The following is a 14,689-nucleotide window of genomic DNA, read 5'->3' as shown; positions in this document are numbered from 1 at the left end:
CGTGTGGGGCGCTTAATTATGCCTGCTGGCCTGCTAATATTTTTGGTCATGAAGAAACTGGTTGCTGTGCTGTGCACTCTTCCTTTAACGCTGTCTACAGCAGTTGCCTGCACGCCCAAACCAGTTTCCGCCGAGCCGGTCGTCGAGGACTTCATCGAAGCAATGGAGACCCAAGACACCGATGCGTTTGGCGAGCTTGTCGATGACGCTGCCGATGCCACGCGCATCTATGACGCAACCTATGCGGGCCTGCAGGCCGAAGGCGTCGACTTCGAACTCCAGGACGTCCAACAGGATGATTCACTGGCCACGGCACACTACACCGTCTCCTGGGACTTACCACGCGAGCGTGAGCTGACCTATGACGCATCCATGACGCTCAGTCAGCTCGGCGGGGAAGAGTGGACCGTGCGCTGGCAGCCAAGCTTGCTGCACCCAGACCTTGGCGCACACCAGCACCTGGAGCTGCGCGCTATTGAGGCTAAGAAGGCTAGCGTGGTTTCCTCCGATGGTGTGGAGCTGATGTCGCCAGGGCTGCAGTACCGCTTGGTGGTCGATACCGACAACATGGGCGACCCGCGTGCTACGGCAGGGGAGATTACCGCTGCGCTGAACTCCGCACGCAGCCAGGACGACTCCTTGCCGGATATCGACCGCGGCGAGCTTGCCGATTCCCTCGAGAAGGCCGAGGGCAGCTACTCGGTCACCATGCTGAATGAGCAGCAAGCCAAGCCATTAAAGAACACCCTCAACGGTCTGCAGAACGTTCGCCTGAATGAAGAACCAGCGTTGATCACCCGCGACAAGGGCCTGGCACCGGATATCTTGTCGCGCGTGCGCTCCCTGGTCTTCGATGACATCGATGGCGCCTCTGGCTGGTCGGTCTCCGTGGTCAACCAAAATGGCGCGGCACTGTCTGACGTAGAGCGCAGCGAGCCATCCGCCGCACCAGCCATCCGCGTCGGCCTGGACTACGACGTGCAGCGCGCCGCACAAGAGGCAGTCAACCAGCGCGCTGACTCCGAAGCCATGCTGGTGGCGATTCGCCCGTCGACCGGGGAAATCCTCGCCGTTGCACAAACCGAGGAAGCCGACAAGAACGGCGATGTGGCCCTACAAGGCCAGTATCCGCCGGGCTCGGTATTTAAGATCATTACTGCTGCTGCTGGTGTGGATAGGCAAGGGCTCAATGGTGATTCCATCGTGCCATGCCCGGGCACCATGGATATCTATGGCCGCACCGTGACTAACTACAACGGTTTTTCACTGGGCTCAGTGCCGTTGAATCAGGCTTTTGCTCAATCCTGTAACACCACCTTTGCGGACATGTCGGTGAATTTGGACCAGGGTGAGCTCAAGGACATCGGAAAGCATTTTGGCTTAGGACTCGACTACGAAATCCCGGGCTTATCCACGATTACTGGCCAGATTCCAGAAGGCGAAACCCCACTGGAAAAGACCGAAGCCGGCTACGGTCAGGGCCTGGACCTGGCGAGCCCGTTTGGCATGGCGCTGGTGTCTGCCACCGTGGCCAACGGCAAGACTCCAGTGCCGCAGCTGGTCTCGACGGAAGAAACCGAAGTCTCAGAAGACGTCGAACCACTGCCACCACACGTACTCGACAACCTCCGCGGCATGATGCGCCAGGTGGTCACCTCCGGTACCGCTGCGGGCATGCAGGCCGGTGGTGAAATCTACGGCAAGACCGGTGAGGCCGAAATTAACGAAGGCTCGCACGCCTGGTTTACTGGCTTCCGCGACGATGACATTGCCTTTGCCACCCTGGTGGTCCTGGGTGGTGGCTCGGAAGTTTCGGTCGCCATTACCGATAGCTTCTTCCAAAAGCTCGATGAACACCGCGCTGAACCATCACCGGAAGACGGTGCTGCGCCCCTAGCAGAGGAATAAATTAGGGGAGGACTACCATGGTTGAACATGAGCAATCGAGGAAAACTTCAACCAGGTAAGCCAACTCCGATCCGCAAGGTTCCTAACTCCATCCCGCGCCCGGAATACGCGTGGAAGGACAGCGTGAAGGAAGCTCAAGGCGAGCCCTTCGTGCAGACCCCTGAAGTTATTGAGGCCATGCGTGAGTCCTCCCGCATCGCAGCCAACGCCCTGCAGGCCGCCGGTGCCGCTGTGGAGCCCGGCAAGACCACCGATGAGATCGACGCCATTGCACACGAGTACATGCTCGACCACGGCGCTTACCCATCCACCCTGGGCTACATGGGGTATCCAAAGTCCTGCTGTATCTCGCTGAACGAGATTATCTGCCACGGCATCCCGGATACCACCGTCATTGAGGACGGAGACATCGTCAACATTGACGTTACCGCCTACAAAAACGGCGTCCACGGTGATACGAATGCCACCTTCTTAGCCGGCAACGTCTCCGAAGAACACCGCCTGCTGGTGGAGCGCACCAAGGAAGCAACTATGCGCGGCATCAAGGCCGCCAAGCCCGGCCGCGAAATCAACGTCATCGGCCGCGTGATTGAGTCTTATGCCAACCGCTTTGGCTACAACGTCGTCCGCGACTTCACCGGCCATGGTGTTGGTCCCACCTTCCACAACGGCTTGGTCGTCCTGCACTACGATTCCACGACCTACCGCAACGTTCTGGAACCTGGCATGACTCTCACCATCGAGCCGATGATCAACCTCGGCTCCCTCGATTACGAAATCTGGGACGACGACTGGACCGTCCAAAACACCGACGGCAAGTTCACCGCCCAGTTCGAGCACACCATCGTCATCACCAACGACGGCAACGAGATCCTCACCCTGCCAGACGAGCAGTAAAGCGGAGCGCGCAATTACACGCGCACCAGATAGATGAAGGGAGGGCACCGCACTGGTGCCCTCCCTTTTAACGCACCAAAAAGCCGGTTGCCTCCCAGTGGGAAGCAACCGGCTTGAGCGTCTTCGCAAAAAGACTTAGAGCCTAGTTTTCCTTAGCGGAAAATCGGGTCCAGGATGTGCTGCGGAACGATGCCGGTGTAGACAGCGTAGTTGTAAGCAGCGATCACAGCGCCAGCTGCAGCGGTGCCCAGCAGAGCGTAGGTGCCATCGCGCCAGATCTTGGACCACAGCGGGTTGCTCTCGTCATGGGTGCGCTCACCGAGCAGGTTGCCGCCGATGACCTAGCGGTCAGCCTCGGTAGCTGCGCCCCACTTGGAGGACAGGGTTTCGAATTCGCCGTCCAGCTACTTGTAGTTATCGAAAGCGGAGGACAGGTTGGAGGACAGGTTCTCCTCCTTGACCGGAGCATCCTCAGCGGAAGCGGCGGCAGCGCCACCGAAAGCAACGGCGACAGCGGTGGAAGCAGCTACTGCTGCAGTGCGGAAGTTACGCATGATGTTTTACTTTTCTGAAAAGTAGCCAGTAGCTGGTGATTAGTTGGACAGCGGGCCGTGAACGATGAAGTTGTAGACCGGGCCGATAACGCCGCCGACAACAGCGCCCAGGCCGCCACCGATGGTCAGAGCGTAGAGAACCTTAGCCCAAGCCGGCTGGCCAGCGAAGGTGTCCTGGCCGTCCTTCTCAGTCTTGGAGGAGCCGAAGATGGCCTGGCCGTTAGCAGCCTCGCCAGCGCCGAGCTGAGCACCAATCTTGGAAGACAGGGTGCCGCCGTCCTTCTTGGCTGGATCATCAGTTGGCTGGTTCGGAGCTGAGAAGTCCGGCTGCTCGGCCTGAGCGGTAGCAACGGTGGTGCCGCCGAAAGCAACTGCAAGAGCGGTTGCGCCGACGATGGCTGCATTGCGAATACGCATGTCAAAAGTCCTTTGGTAATCGTATGTGAGTGTCTCGAGAGAGATACCTGGCAAAGGGAACTTCCTTAAGGCCCTCAGAAAGCCTGTGAGTCTTAGGAACTTCCGCAGCACACGGCCGCCGGGAGTTGGCTTGTACCGGTGTGTGTACTCAAGTTCGTAAAGATATCCTGACAATGCACCCCGATATCTTGGGATTTGCGCAATATGGCCTGCACATACCCCTGGATCGAGGTGTTTGTCAGATTTTCTTAAAAGGCAAAACGACCTGTTTATTAGGCACAACACACTGTCGTGTGACTGGTGTGACTAACCTGTGATGTTTGTCACGTAACGGTCGAATTTAATCCCATTCCAGGCCCAAAACGGCGTTTTCGATCAACTCTGGCAGCGCCGGATGGATCCAATATTGTTGTTGAGCAAAATCCCTCATGTCCAGGGAATAAGACATCGCTGTAATCAGCGGATGGATGACCGTGGCGGCGTCGGGGCCGATGATGTGGGCACCTAGAAGCTTGCCGGTTTTCTTATCGGCGACGAGTTTGGCGAAGCCAGTGGTGTCTTCCATCGCCCAGCCGTAGGCGACATCGCCGTAATTCTGAATTTTTACTGTGATGTCAAAACCGGCGTCGAGGGCTTGTTGTTCAGACAATCCAATAGTGGCGATTTGTGGGTGGGTAAAGATCGCCGAAGGGACATTGTCAAGCGGCATGCTGCGCAGGTCCTCTGGGTGCAGCAGGTTGTGCTGTACGGCACGGGTTTCGGCGTTGGCAACGTGCTTGAGCATGTAAGGCGAGCTGACATCGCCGAGTGCCCAGACGCCTTCCGCGGTGGTGTGGCCGTACTCGTCGACTTTCACGCGGCCGTCCTCGCGCATCTCCACGCCAGCTTTGTCGAGGTCCATCTGGTCGCCGTTGGGGATGCGGCCGGTGGCAACGAGGACGGCGTCGGCTTCGACGGTTTCGCCGCTATCGAGGTGGAGGCGGACGCCTCCGCTTTCAGTCTGTTCCACCGACTCGGTGGAACCTTGGACGAAGGGGAAGCGCTTTTTGGCTAGTTCGGTAAAGCGGTCGGAAACGTCCTTGTCAAGGAAGCGCAGGAGCTGCTCGCGGCGGTGAACGATGGTGACCTCAGTTCCCAAGCCATCAAAGACGTGGGCGAACTCCATGGCGATAAAGCCACCGCCGACGACGATGAGCTTCTTCGGCTGGGTATCCATGCGCATGACGTCTTCGTTGGTGTAGAAGCGCACGCCGGAGTTGCTGAAGACTTCCGGGACCTGTGGGCGGGAGCCGGTGGCAATGACGATTTCTTCGCCGGAGATAACACTGTCGCCGATCTGCAGCGTCTTCGGTGCGATAAAGCGGGCGTGCTGGTCGTAGACAGTAATGTTTGGGGTTTCGTCGCCGCGGCGGTAGGCCTCGCCACCGTCGGCGATCTGGTCGATGCGGTTGTGGAAGACGCGCTCGACAATCGAGTCCCAGTCGACGCTGTTGACTTGTGCGTCCAGCCCTAGGCGACCGGCCTCGCGAGCAGCCAGGGCAACGTCGGCGGCGTAGACGTACATCTTGGTCGGAATGCAGCCGACATTCAGGCAGGTGCCACCGAAGCGGCCCTTTTCCACGATGGCGATCTTTTTGTCGTCAAAGTCCGGGGAGGGAATGGAGTTGCCGGAACCGGTGCCAATGATGATGAGGTCGTAGTGCTCGTCGACCTGAGGGGTGTTATCTGACATAGATATATGCCTTTCTAGGTTTTGTGCGCTGCGGCTTTGTGCCGTTTTAGTGGTGTCTCGGTGCGTTTATGCGCCGGCGCGTTTAGCGCGCTGGCGCGTGGTCTTCGAGCCATTGATCAGCGAGGCGGAAGGCTTCGTCGCGGGCGGGTTTGAGGGAGAGGAAGAGGTCGTGGCGGCCGCCGAGGATGGGGCAGATGGTGATGTCGTCGCCAAGCTTGGGTGCTTGGCGTTGGGTTTGGTGTACGTCGATGACGGTATCGGCGGTATCTGATTCCGGGGAGTAGGGCTTGCCCAGGTGGGAGTGCGCTGAGCAGAGGGTGAGCAGTGGTCGGCCGACGTTGATTTTGCCAGTGTGGACGGTGTCAAAGCCGATGAGGATAGCGCGCAGCCAGCCTAAGTACTTCGGGTGGCCGCCCATGGGCTTGAGCTTGAGGTCGTAGTCCCACTCGCCGTGCTCAGTGGAGTGGATGGACTCGCCAAAGGCGGTGAGGTTGCCGCCGGGGAAGCGGATGCCAGGCAGGATTTTGCCGGCCCACTTTAGGATGGGGTTGGCAGCCTTCATGACTGGTTCGGGAATCGACATCATGTCCAGCCAGGGGCTGTTGAGGATGGCAGTCGGTACGCGCTTGTTGGCAGGGGCGTTGGTACGGCGCAGGTAGTCCAGCCACAGCGGGACAATAAGGCCGCCGGTGGAGTGTGCGATCGGGACGATTTGATCGTTGGGGATAGCGGCGGTGGCGGCATCGAGGTCGTCGAAGTAGAACTCGACGTCGGAGACGTAGTGCCAGGTCTGATCGCCTTGGCGGGAACGGCCGCACTTGCGCAAGTCAATGGCATAGAAGTCGTAGCCGTTGTTGTAGAAGTGCTCAGCCACATGGCGGTGGAAGAAATAGTCAGTCATGCCATGCACCCACAGCACGGCGGGGCGGGAGTTATCGGCCGGGGCGGCATCGTCAGGCTGGTAGCGCACCAGCGTTGCCAATACGTCGCTTTCGCCGTCAGGGTCGGGGCCTAAATTTAAGGATTGGGCTTGGAAATCGGGGCCTAATATATCGGGGGTCCACGTTGCTTCAGCAGAATTCATAACCTCGACTCTAGGCAATTTCCCTGGGGTGTGGCTAAGAAGATTCTGTGTGCTGGCAAGCGGGAGGCTATGACCCAATTAGGGGAGGAAGTGGGGTAGTGGTCCCCAAATGAGTGCGCACGGCGTAAACTGATTGGGCAATGCGTGGCAAGCCTCGCTGGAATGGCGGGGCCTGACGGCGTTAACGGGTTGCTTCCGCCAGTAGTGTGCAGGAGAGTTGGGAAGCAATCCGCGAAAACAGTGAATCCAAGTGAAGAGGTAATAGTTAAGTGTTCTCCGCGAAGAAAACAGCACAGGTTGTAGATGAGGTCGATGTAGCACTTATCGGTGCCGGCATCATGAGCGCCACCCTGGGCGCTATGCTGCGTGAACTCGAGCCTAGCTGGACCCAGATGATCTTCGAGCGTCTCGATGGCCCGGCCATGGAATCCTCCTCTCCCTGGAACAATGCAGGTACCGGCCACTCCGCACTGTGCGAGTTGAACTACACCCCGGAGAGGAACGGCCGAATTGATATCACCAAGGCTCTGGGCGTTAACGAGAAGTTCCAGAAGTCCCGCCAGTTCTGGTCCCACCAGCTCAACAACGGCATCCTGACCGATCCGAAGGAATTCATTAACCCGGTTCCGCACGTCTCCTTCGCTCAGGGTGAAATCCAGGTGGACTACCTGCAGCGTCGCTTCGACGCGCTGAAGGACAACCACCTGTTTCCGGAGATGGAAATCTCCACCGACGATGACGTCTTCGCTGAGAAGCTGCCGCTGATGGCAGAAGGCCGCGACTTCAAGCGCAACAAGGTTGCTATCTCCTGGACCGAGCGCGGTACCGACGTCAACTTCGGCGCCCTGACCAAGCAGTTCCTCACCGCTGCCAAGGCTTCCGGTACCGAGATCCGCTACGGCCACGAGGTCATCGACCTCAAGCGCGTGGGCGATGGTTGGAAGGTCTACACCAAGAACCTGCACACCGGCGACATCACCGTTGTTAAGGCTAAGTTCGTCTTCGTCGGTGCTGGCGGCTACGCCCTGGACCTGCTGCGCAAGGCGGGCGTCCGCGAGGTCGCAGGTTACGCTGGCTTCCCGGTTTCTGGTCTGTGGCTGCGCGCCAAGAACCAGGATCTCATCGACCAGCACCACGCCAAGGTCTACGGCAAGGCTTCCGTGGGTGCACCGCCAATGTCCGTGCCGCACCTGGATACCCGCGTTATCGACGGCGAGCGCGGCCTGCTGTTCGGCCCGTACGGTGGCTGGAGCCCGAAGTTCCTGAAGAAGGGTTCCTACCTGGACCTGTTCAAGTCCATCCGCCCGCACAACGTTCCGTCCTACCTGGGCGTTGCCGTACAGGAGTTCGGCCTGACCAAGTACCTGGTCGACGAGGTCCGCAAGTCCTTCTCCGACCGCGTCGAGGCTCTGCGCGACTACGTGCCTTCCGCTAACGAGGATGACTGGGAGACCGTCATCGCTGGTCAGCGCGTACAGGTCATCAAGCCTGCTGGCCCGCCGCAGTTCGGCACCCTCGAGTTCGGCACCACCCTGGTCAACAACCAGGACGGCACCATCGCCGGCCTGCTGGGCGCATCCCCGGGTGCTTCGATCACCCCGGCGGTCATGCTGGAGCTGCTGGAGCGTTGCTTCGGCGAGCACATGATCCAGTGGAGCGAGAAGATCCAGGAATTGGTTCCGTCCTACGGCATCAAGCTGGCCAAGGACCAGAAGCTCTACGACGAGATGTGGGAGTACACCCAGAAGACCCTCAAGCTCGACGAGCCGCGGCAGTTCTAAGTGAACTGCCACTGTGCAGTTCACGCTTCGCGCGAATCGCGTTAGCTAAAGCAAGGCCCGCCAGGTATCCATTGTCTGGCGGGCTTTGTTGTACCTGGGTGTACCTGCTGGCGGTGTTAGGTACCGCAGTAGGTGAGATAATCATCGAGGTTGCCGGGCTCCTCATACTCAGGGCACGCATCATAAGGGTGGGTAACTGCGTGGAGGAAACGCTCGTATTCCTCTAAGTCCAGCAGTGCGGCTTCGACGTTCCGGGGGCGCGGGATAACGCGTGGCACGTGCGGGACTTCTGGATTGGAATCCAGGAACTGCTCAACGAAGGGCTCATTGGGCATGAGCTTATCGATAGCACTGCGATCTCCTTGTGCAGCATCTCTTAGTGCGAGATGGGCGTGGGTGATATCGGGTGCGTGGGTTTCCATCGCGTGGCGGTAAGCCGGGGCGAGTTTCTCGTCGATGCCGAGGCGCTCTTTCAGCATCTTGCGGTAAGCGGCATCGAAGGTGTGCGGGTAGTCATTGATGCAGTCCTGGGCGAATTCGATGGCTGAGTTGGGGTTGTCATCGAAAAGCGGCAGCATGGATTCTGCGGCACGAACTAGGTTCCAGGCGAGGATATCCGGCTGGTTGCCAAAGCGGTAGCGACTATGAGTATCGATGCTGGAAAAGCAGGTATCCGGGCTATAGCTTTCCATGAACGCACACGGGCCAAAGTCGATGGTCTGTCCGGACAAGGTGGTGTTGTCGGTGTTCATCACCCCGTGGATAAAGCCGGTGGCTTGCCACGCGGCCACAGTGGAAGCTTGGCGCTGCAGCAGTGCGCGGTAGAAGCCCTGGTAGTCCAGTGGGTCGAGGTCAGGGTAGTGGCGCTCTATGGCCCAGCGCACCACGGACGCGACATCGCCGGTCTGTGCGGCTAGGTGTAGCGTGCCGACGCGCAGGTGGCTAGCCGCCACGCGCACGACTACGCCGGCTTCTTCTTGGTACTGACGTTGGATGATGCGGCCGGTAGAAATGACTGCCAGGGAACGAGTAGTGGGGATACCTAAAGCGTGGAGGGATTCGGAGAAGAGGCACTCGCGCAGCATGGAACGCAGTGTGCCGCGGCCATCGGACCCCCAGCGGGAATAAGGGGTGAGCCCGGTACCTTTGGATTGCAAGTCCCACAGCTGCCCGTTGGCTTCGACTTCCCCGAGTAGGAGTGCGCGGCCATCGCCCATCTGTGGGTTGTATTGGCCGAATTGGAAGCCGGCATAGGCTAGCGCATGCGCGGGTTCATCGCTGCGGCCGAGTAGGAAGTTGATGCCGTCGTCGCTGCGCAGCCAGTCCGGATCCAGGCCGAGTTCTGTAGCCAGTTCTTCGTTGAGTTGGACCAGCTGCGGATGGGGTTGTGCTTCGCCTTCCGCACGGGCGCACAGCTGGGGTAAGCGCTTGTCGAACTCGTGGGAAATCATAGGTTGAGGCTGCCTTCCACCAGGATGTTGACGTGGCCACCAACCCAGATGTCCTCGCCGTCGTCGTGGATGTGGACTTCGCCATTACGCCCGACTTGGGAACCTTGGTAGGCGATATAGGAAGCTGGCACAGCACCTTTAGCGCGCATGAATTCCGCGGCACCGCCATTAAAGGAACCGGTGACGGGGTCTTCGAAGCGGGGAGTAAAAGCACGGACTTCGTAGCTATCGCCCTCCATGCCCACAACACCAACCTTGAGCGCGGGAGTGCCGGTGGGCTGCAGATTGCGGACGCTGGCGGCATCGGCAAGCTGCACCAAGCGCCAGCCAGGACCGTTGTCCACCCAAGCGGCATCGACGACGGCATCTTTATCGACGCCTAAGAAAGAACAAGAGTCCTGCAGCTCAGCAGCAGATAGCGGGCCGGACTTGCGCAGGGCAGGAGTGGCAAAGGAGAACACCCCGCCTTCCTCGCGCACGGTGACCAGTCCGACGTTGCACTCCTGGACCACAGTGCCTTCGGTGCCGTGGAGTTCCTTAAAGACCCGGGCGGTGCCCAAGGTGGGGTGCCCGGCGAAGTCGAATTCTTCCTGCGGGGTAAAAATACGCACCCGGTAATCCGCTTGCGGGTTCGTTGGTTTCAGCAGGAACGTGGTTTCAGAGAAATTAGTCCACGCCGCAATAGACTGCATTTGCTCAGTGCTTAAATCATCCGCATTGGCGATGACAGCGAGCGGATTGCCGGAAAATGCAGTGGTGGCAAAGACATCTACTTCGAAAAAGGGATGGGACATATCCGCCCACTGTAGTAGAAGCACGCAGTAGTACTACAGTACTACCGCAGGGGCTGTCGGGGGAAGGGTTAGGCTAAAGAACATGAGTTTTGATCTCACCGATTCCCCAGCGCCGCTGCGTGTGCTTCCCGATGGCACCGTCAAACAGCTCAACCCATTTTCACTCACGGAGGTCTGGACTTCCCCGGGGAGAGCGAATCGGCCCTTTAGCCATCCGGTGACGGACACGGTGGAGCTCACTGAAGAAGACAAGCATTCCCGCTGTGCGTTTTGTGCGAAGCGCAAGCGGGAAACCCCGCCGGAGAAGGCGCGCATTCTGGATAACGGTGAGATTCTTCGCAACCTGCCTATTAGCGAGTACGACGCGACTGAGCCGCTGTTTCGGCGCGTGTCTAACCTCTTTGAAATCCTGCCTTTTAGCTACTGGCAGGCCAACCACGATCACCAGCTCTCGCCGCAGATTGCCCAGCGCATGGATGCCTACTTGGCAGACCGGGAAGGCATAGAGCATGTCCGCAGCATTGTGCACACCAAGCGCAAGGCAGCAGGGCTTGACGATGTCCCCAGCGACCAACTCGCCGACGCCGCCGCAGGCTTTTTCGGCGGTGGGCACGACTTGATTATCAGCGGTCGGCACTACCGTCCCGGCGCGCAGCACACTGACCAGTTGCAGTCTTCGGGCACGATGACGGTGGACGAACACGAGCAGTTTATTCGTCTCACCGTAGCTGCGATGGAGGATCTCTATGCCACGGTGCCTGCAGCGAATTACGTGGTTGCTTTCCAGAACTGGTTGAAGGATGCTGGTGCGTCTTTTGAGCATCTGCACAAACAGCTCGTCGCGGTAGACGAATTGGGCCAAGCCATTGAACGCGAGCGTGCACTGCTGGCGGAGCATCCCAACATGTACAACGACTGGGCGCTCAACTACGCCCGCAAACACGACCTACTGGTTGCTGAGAACGACTATGCAGTCGCGTTTGCTGGTTTCGGGCATCGCTATCCGACACTCGAGGTCTTCGCCGTGGAGCCGGGTCGTCCCTTTGAACACAGCCCGCAGTCGCTGCGTGGGGTCTCGGATATCGTGCACGCCATTCATGCTGCCGTCGGCGACCGCGTGGCCTGCAATGAAGAATGGCACCACCAACCTCAGGGTGAAGAGCTCGCGGAGCCCTGGCGCATCATGATCAAGCTGCGCGTTTCTACCCTGGCGGGGTTTGAAGGTGGGACGAAGATTTACATCAACACCACCTCGCCCTGGCAGCTCCGTGACCGTGTGCGCGCCGGGCTTATCCAGCAACGCGAGCAAGGACACCTCGCCGACGGAATCCGTATAGGCGAGAAATGCCGCATTGCGGATAATGGTCTGCGCTACCAGGAAGCCAATTAGTACGTGTATGCGACTAAGCGCGCTTAGTCGCCCTTGTTTGGGTCGACCACCATCGTGAGTTCCTGCTTGCCGTGCTGGGGTTCTTCGATGTTAAAGCCGGCTGCTTGGCCGATGGCTGCAACATCCTCGATGGAGTAGGCGTCGGCAGGCGATAGTGCGAGCACACGTGCCAGCTGACCTTTGTAGAACTTGTTGAAGTGGCTGACCACCTTGCGTGAGCCATCCGGCTGGATGGCTTCGACACGGACGGTCACCGCGGTCTTGAGCCGGCCCAGCTGCTGATACGTACCGGAGCGTAAGTCGATGACGAGCTCATCGACGTTCTCGAGTGCCTGAGTAATGGACTTACCCCAACGCGCCTTCATGGTGGGGGTGCTGCCATCGGGACGCGGCAGCTTGGTGCCACCAGAAAGCCGGTAGTGCGGAATCTGATCCTGTGCGCGCACCACGCCAAACAACGCGGAGCCGATGGCGAGACGTTCCAGGGCCGAATCGGACAGGGTGGAGGCATCGAGGGCATCGTAAAGCACCCCCGTGTAGCGGTGAATTGCGGGAAGAGTAGGGGTGGTATCCAGCTGCCTATTGGATTCAGCTTCCTCGCGCAGCTTCTCAGAAATGCCTAATACGCCAAGTGCTTCCTCGACATCGAGTGCTTGCAGGTCAGCTGCATTCTCAGCACGGATTTCATTCAATTCCGGAAAAGAAAGTGTCCCCAAATCGAGGGGGTCACCGGACCCGCCGTGCGCTTTGGTTTCAGAAGGAGGGAGGATAATAAGCATAGACCTAGCCTAGCGGGGTATATTTTTCACCATGATCACCCGTCTTTCCGAACTCTTCCTCCGCACCCTGCGTGAGGATCCCGCAGATGCCGAAGTCCCCAGCCACAAGCTTCTGGTGCGCGCCGGCTATGTGCGCCGTGCCGCGCCGGGAATTTACACCTGGTTGCCGCTAGGACTGCGAACCGTACGCAACATCGAAAATGTAGTCCGTGAAGAGATGGACGCCATTGGCGGCCAGGAGATGCTCTTCCCGGCACTGCTGCCACGTGAGCCTTATGAAGCTTCGGATCGCTGGACGGAATACGGTGACAACCTTTTCCGCTTGAAGGACCGCAAGGGCGCAGACATGCTGCTGGGCCCAACGCACGAGGAGATGTTCACCCAAGCAGTCAAGGACATGTACTCCTCCTACAAGGACTTCCCGGTCACCTTGTACCAGATTCAGACTAAGTACCGTGACGAAGAGCGCCCGCGCGCAGGTGTGCTGCGTGGCCGTGAGTTCACGATGAAGGATTCTTACTCCTTCGATATGACCGATGAAGGCCTGGACGAGTCTTATGCCCGCCACCGCAAGGCGTACCAGCGCATCTTTGACCGTCTGGGCATTGATTACACCATTTGCCAGGCCACCTCTGGTGCGATGGGCGGTTCTGCTTCCGAGGAGTTCCTGGCTATCTCTGAGGTCGGCGAGGACACCTTCGTGCGCGCCACCGACGGTGACTACGCTGCCAACGTTGAGGCAGTCGTGACCCAGGTGCCAGAAGAGCGTTCCATTGAGGACCAGCCGGAAGCACAGGTGCACTCCACTCCGGAATCGCCGACGATTGACACCCTGGTCGAGTGGGCGAACGAAGCTGGCATGGAAGTCGATGGCCGTAAGGTCGAGGCTTCTGACACCTTGAAGTGCATGGTGATCAAGACCGCTCAACCTGTCGCAGACGCCGAAGACGAAGAGCGCGAGTGGGAGCTGGCCGCCGTGCTCATCCCAGGCGATCGCGCCCTGGACGAAAAGCGTCTGGAAGCCTCCCTGGAGCCAGTCGAATTTGAGCTGGCTAGCGACGAAGACTTCGAGCGCAACGGTTTCCTCGTCAAGGGCTACGTTGGCCCGAAGGCACTGAACACTAATGGCGTGAAGGTCTACGCCGACCCACGAGTGGTCAAGGGCAGTGCCTGGATCACCGGCGCTGATGCCCCGAACCAGCACGTCACTAACCTGGTGGCTGGCCGCGACTTTGAAGTCGACGAGTACATCGAAGCCGCCGAAATCAAGGAAGGCGACCCGGCTCCCGAAGGCCAGGGCACGCTGACCCTGGAGCGCGGTATTGAGCTGGGCCATATCTTCCAGCTGGGCCGCAAATACACCGAGGCTTTCAACGTGCAGATCCTCGACGAAAACGGCAAGCGCGCCGTCCCAACCATGGGTTCCTACGGCATCGGCGTCACCCGCTTGCTGGCCGTTCTGGCTGAGCAGCGTCACGACGACAAGGGCCTGCGCTGGCCAGTCGAGGTCGCACCTTTCAAGGTGCACGTCGCTGTGGCCAACAAGGATGCCGCTGCCATGGAAGCCGGTAAGAAGCTGGTCGACGAACTCGACGACGCCGGCCTGGAAGTACTTTTCGATGACCGCCCGAAGGTCTCTCCCGGCGTGAAGTTCAAGGATGCCGAACTCCTCGGTATGCCATTCGCTGCCATCCTGGGCCGCGCCTTCAAGGACGGCAAGATCGAACTGCGCATCCGCGGCGGCGAAACCTTCGAGGTCCCAGCCGACCAAGCCGTGGACAAGCTTCTCGAGCTCGTCCGCGAAGGTAAGTAAGCTGGCGCGACTAAAGCTCGTGAGCCTACTTACGTAAGGCGATACGCCCACCGGCTTCCTTTCCACCCCAAAGCGGGTAGAACAGGGAA

12 protein-coding genes are annotated in these 14,689 nt (G+C 59.3%); 5 read left to right on the top strand and 7 right to left on the bottom strand.

Going from position 1 to position 14,689, the window contains the following annotated elements:
- The first annotated feature begins 48 nt into the window (after nt 1–48).
- Both UL81_RS07185 and map read left to right on the top strand, forming a co-directional pair.
- Entirely contained in the window at nt 49–1,908 is a 1,860-nt protein-coding gene (locus UL81_RS07185; RefSeq protein WP_035105476.1) for a penicillin-binding transpeptidase domain-containing protein, read from the top strand.
- A gap of 27 nt (nt 1,909–1,935) precedes the next feature.
- Entirely contained in the window at nt 1,936–2,805 is an 870-nt protein-coding gene (map, locus tag UL81_RS07180) for a type I methionyl aminopeptidase (protein WP_035105031.1), read from the top strand.
- Nucleotides 2,806–3,209: 404 nt separating this feature from the next.
- Here map and UL81_RS12055 read toward each other — a convergent pair whose 3' ends face one another.
- From UL81_RS12055 to UL81_RS07160, 4 genes are all read right to left on the bottom strand, one after another.
- Entirely contained in the window at nt 3,210–3,359 is a 150-nt protein-coding gene (locus UL81_RS12055) for a hypothetical protein (RefSeq protein ID WP_236684453.1), read from the bottom strand.
- 39 nt (nt 3,360–3,398) lie between these two features.
- The gene (locus UL81_RS07170; RefSeq protein ID WP_035105029.1) at nt 3,399–3,776 is read right to left on the bottom strand and encodes a hypothetical protein; all 378 of its coding nucleotides are present in this window, start codon (nt 3,774–3,776) and stop codon (nt 3,399–3,401) included.
- A 340-nt stretch (nt 3,777–4,116) separates the two neighbouring features.
- Nucleotides 4,117–5,508 (bottom strand): mycothione reductase, encoded by a 1,392-nt coding sequence (gene mtr, locus UL81_RS07165; protein WP_035105028.1) that lies wholly within the window; start codon nt 5,506–5,508, stop codon nt 4,117–4,119.
- An 82-nt stretch (nt 5,509–5,590) separates the two neighbouring features.
- Nucleotides 5,591–6,592 carry an alpha/beta hydrolase gene (locus tag UL81_RS07160; protein WP_035105026.1) on the bottom strand — a complete coding sequence of 334 codons (1,002 nt, stop codon included), beginning with the start codon at nt 6,590–6,592 and terminating at the stop codon, nt 5,591–5,593.
- 269 nt (nt 6,593–6,861) lie between these two features.
- Between UL81_RS07160 and mqo the strand changes: the two genes are divergently transcribed.
- Nucleotides 6,862–8,373 carry a malate dehydrogenase (quinone) gene (gene mqo / locus UL81_RS07155; RefSeq protein WP_035105023.1) on the top strand — a complete coding sequence of 504 codons (1,512 nt, stop codon included), beginning with the start codon at nt 6,862–6,864 and terminating at the stop codon, nt 8,371–8,373.
- A gap of 116 nt (nt 8,374–8,489) precedes the next feature.
- Here the strand turns inward: mqo and UL81_RS07150 are convergent, their stop codons facing one another.
- Together UL81_RS07150 and UL81_RS07145 are read right to left on the bottom strand one after the other, a co-directional pair.
- The gene (locus UL81_RS07150; RefSeq protein ID WP_035105020.1) at nt 8,490–9,824 is read right to left on the bottom strand and encodes a protein adenylyltransferase SelO family protein; all 1,335 of its coding nucleotides are present in this window, start codon (nt 9,822–9,824) and stop codon (nt 8,490–8,492) included.
- Complete coding sequence (locus tag UL81_RS07145; RefSeq protein WP_035105018.1) at nt 9,821–10,618, bottom strand: PhzF family phenazine biosynthesis protein; 798 nt, start codon at nt 10,616–10,618, stop codon at nt 9,821–9,823. The genes UL81_RS07150 and UL81_RS07145 overlap by 4 nt, the downstream gene beginning before the upstream one ends.
- An 82-nt stretch (nt 10,619–10,700) precedes the next feature.
- Here UL81_RS07145 and UL81_RS07140 point away from each other — a divergent pair, with 82 nt between their 5' ends.
- Nucleotides 10,701–12,008 carry a DUF4921 family protein gene (locus UL81_RS07140; protein WP_046453433.1) on the top strand — a complete coding sequence of 436 codons (1,308 nt, stop codon included), beginning with the start codon at nt 10,701–10,703 and terminating at the stop codon, nt 12,006–12,008.
- 23 nt (nt 12,009–12,031) lie between these two features.
- Here UL81_RS07140 and yaaA read toward each other — a convergent pair whose 3' ends face one another.
- Nucleotides 12,032–12,787, bottom strand: a complete 756-nt coding sequence (gene yaaA, locus UL81_RS07135) for a peroxide stress protein YaaA (RefSeq protein WP_035105016.1) — start codon at nt 12,785–12,787, stop codon at nt 12,032–12,034.
- Nucleotides 12,788–12,818: 31 nt separating this feature from the next.
- Between yaaA and UL81_RS07130 the strand changes: the two genes are divergently transcribed.
- Nucleotides 12,819–14,600 carry a proline--tRNA ligase gene (locus tag UL81_RS07130; RefSeq protein WP_035105014.1) on the top strand — a complete coding sequence of 594 codons (1,782 nt, stop codon included), beginning with the start codon at nt 12,819–12,821 and terminating at the stop codon, nt 14,598–14,600.
- Nucleotides 14,601–14,689: the final 89 nt, after the last annotated feature.

Source organism: Corynebacterium camporealensis, from assembly GCF_000980815.1.
In the GTDB taxonomy this organism is placed as follows: domain Bacteria; phylum Actinomycetota; class Actinomycetes; order Mycobacteriales; family Mycobacteriaceae; genus Corynebacterium; species Corynebacterium camporealense.
The sequence above is the reverse complement of the archived record's forward strand: the minus strand, read 5'-3'. Positions and strand labels throughout refer to the sequence as shown.

Bases quoted from the DNA above. Each gene is read 5' to 3' on its own strand.
- UL81_RS07185 (WP_035105476.1), top strand. From the start codon at position 49: ATGAAGAAACTGGTTGCTGTGCTGTGCACTCTTCCTTTAACGCTGTCT.
- map (WP_035105031.1), top strand. From the start codon at position 1,936: ATGAGCAATCGAGGAAAACTTCAACCAGGTAAGCCAACTCCGATCCGC.
- UL81_RS12055 (WP_236684453.1), bottom strand. From the start codon at position 3,359: ATGCGTAACTTCCGCACTGCAGCAGTAGCTGCTTCCACCGCTGTCGCC.
- UL81_RS07170 (WP_035105029.1), bottom strand. From the start codon at position 3,776: ATGCGTATTCGCAATGCAGCCATCGTCGGCGCAACCGCTCTTGCAGTT.
- mtr (WP_035105028.1), bottom strand. From the start codon at position 5,508: ATGTCAGATAACACCCCTCAGGTCGACGAGCACTACGACCTCATCATC.
- UL81_RS07160 (WP_035105026.1), bottom strand. From the start codon at position 6,592: ATGAATTCTGCTGAAGCAACGTGGACCCCCGATATATTAGGCCCCGAT.
- UL81_RS07150 (WP_035105020.1), bottom strand. From the start codon at position 9,824: ATGATTTCCCACGAGTTCGACAAGCGCTTACCCCAGCTGTGCGCCCGT.
- UL81_RS07145 (WP_035105018.1), bottom strand. From the start codon at position 10,618: ATGTCCCATCCCTTTTTCGAAGTAGATGTCTTTGCCACCACTGCATTT.
- UL81_RS07140 (WP_046453433.1), top strand. From the start codon at position 10,701: ATGAGTTTTGATCTCACCGATTCCCCAGCGCCGCTGCGTGTGCTTCCC.
- yaaA (WP_035105016.1), bottom strand. From the start codon at position 12,787: ATGCTTATTATCCTCCCTCCTTCTGAAACCAAAGCGCACGGCGGGTCC.
- UL81_RS07130 (WP_035105014.1), top strand. From the start codon at position 12,819: ATGATCACCCGTCTTTCCGAACTCTTCCTCCGCACCCTGCGTGAGGAT.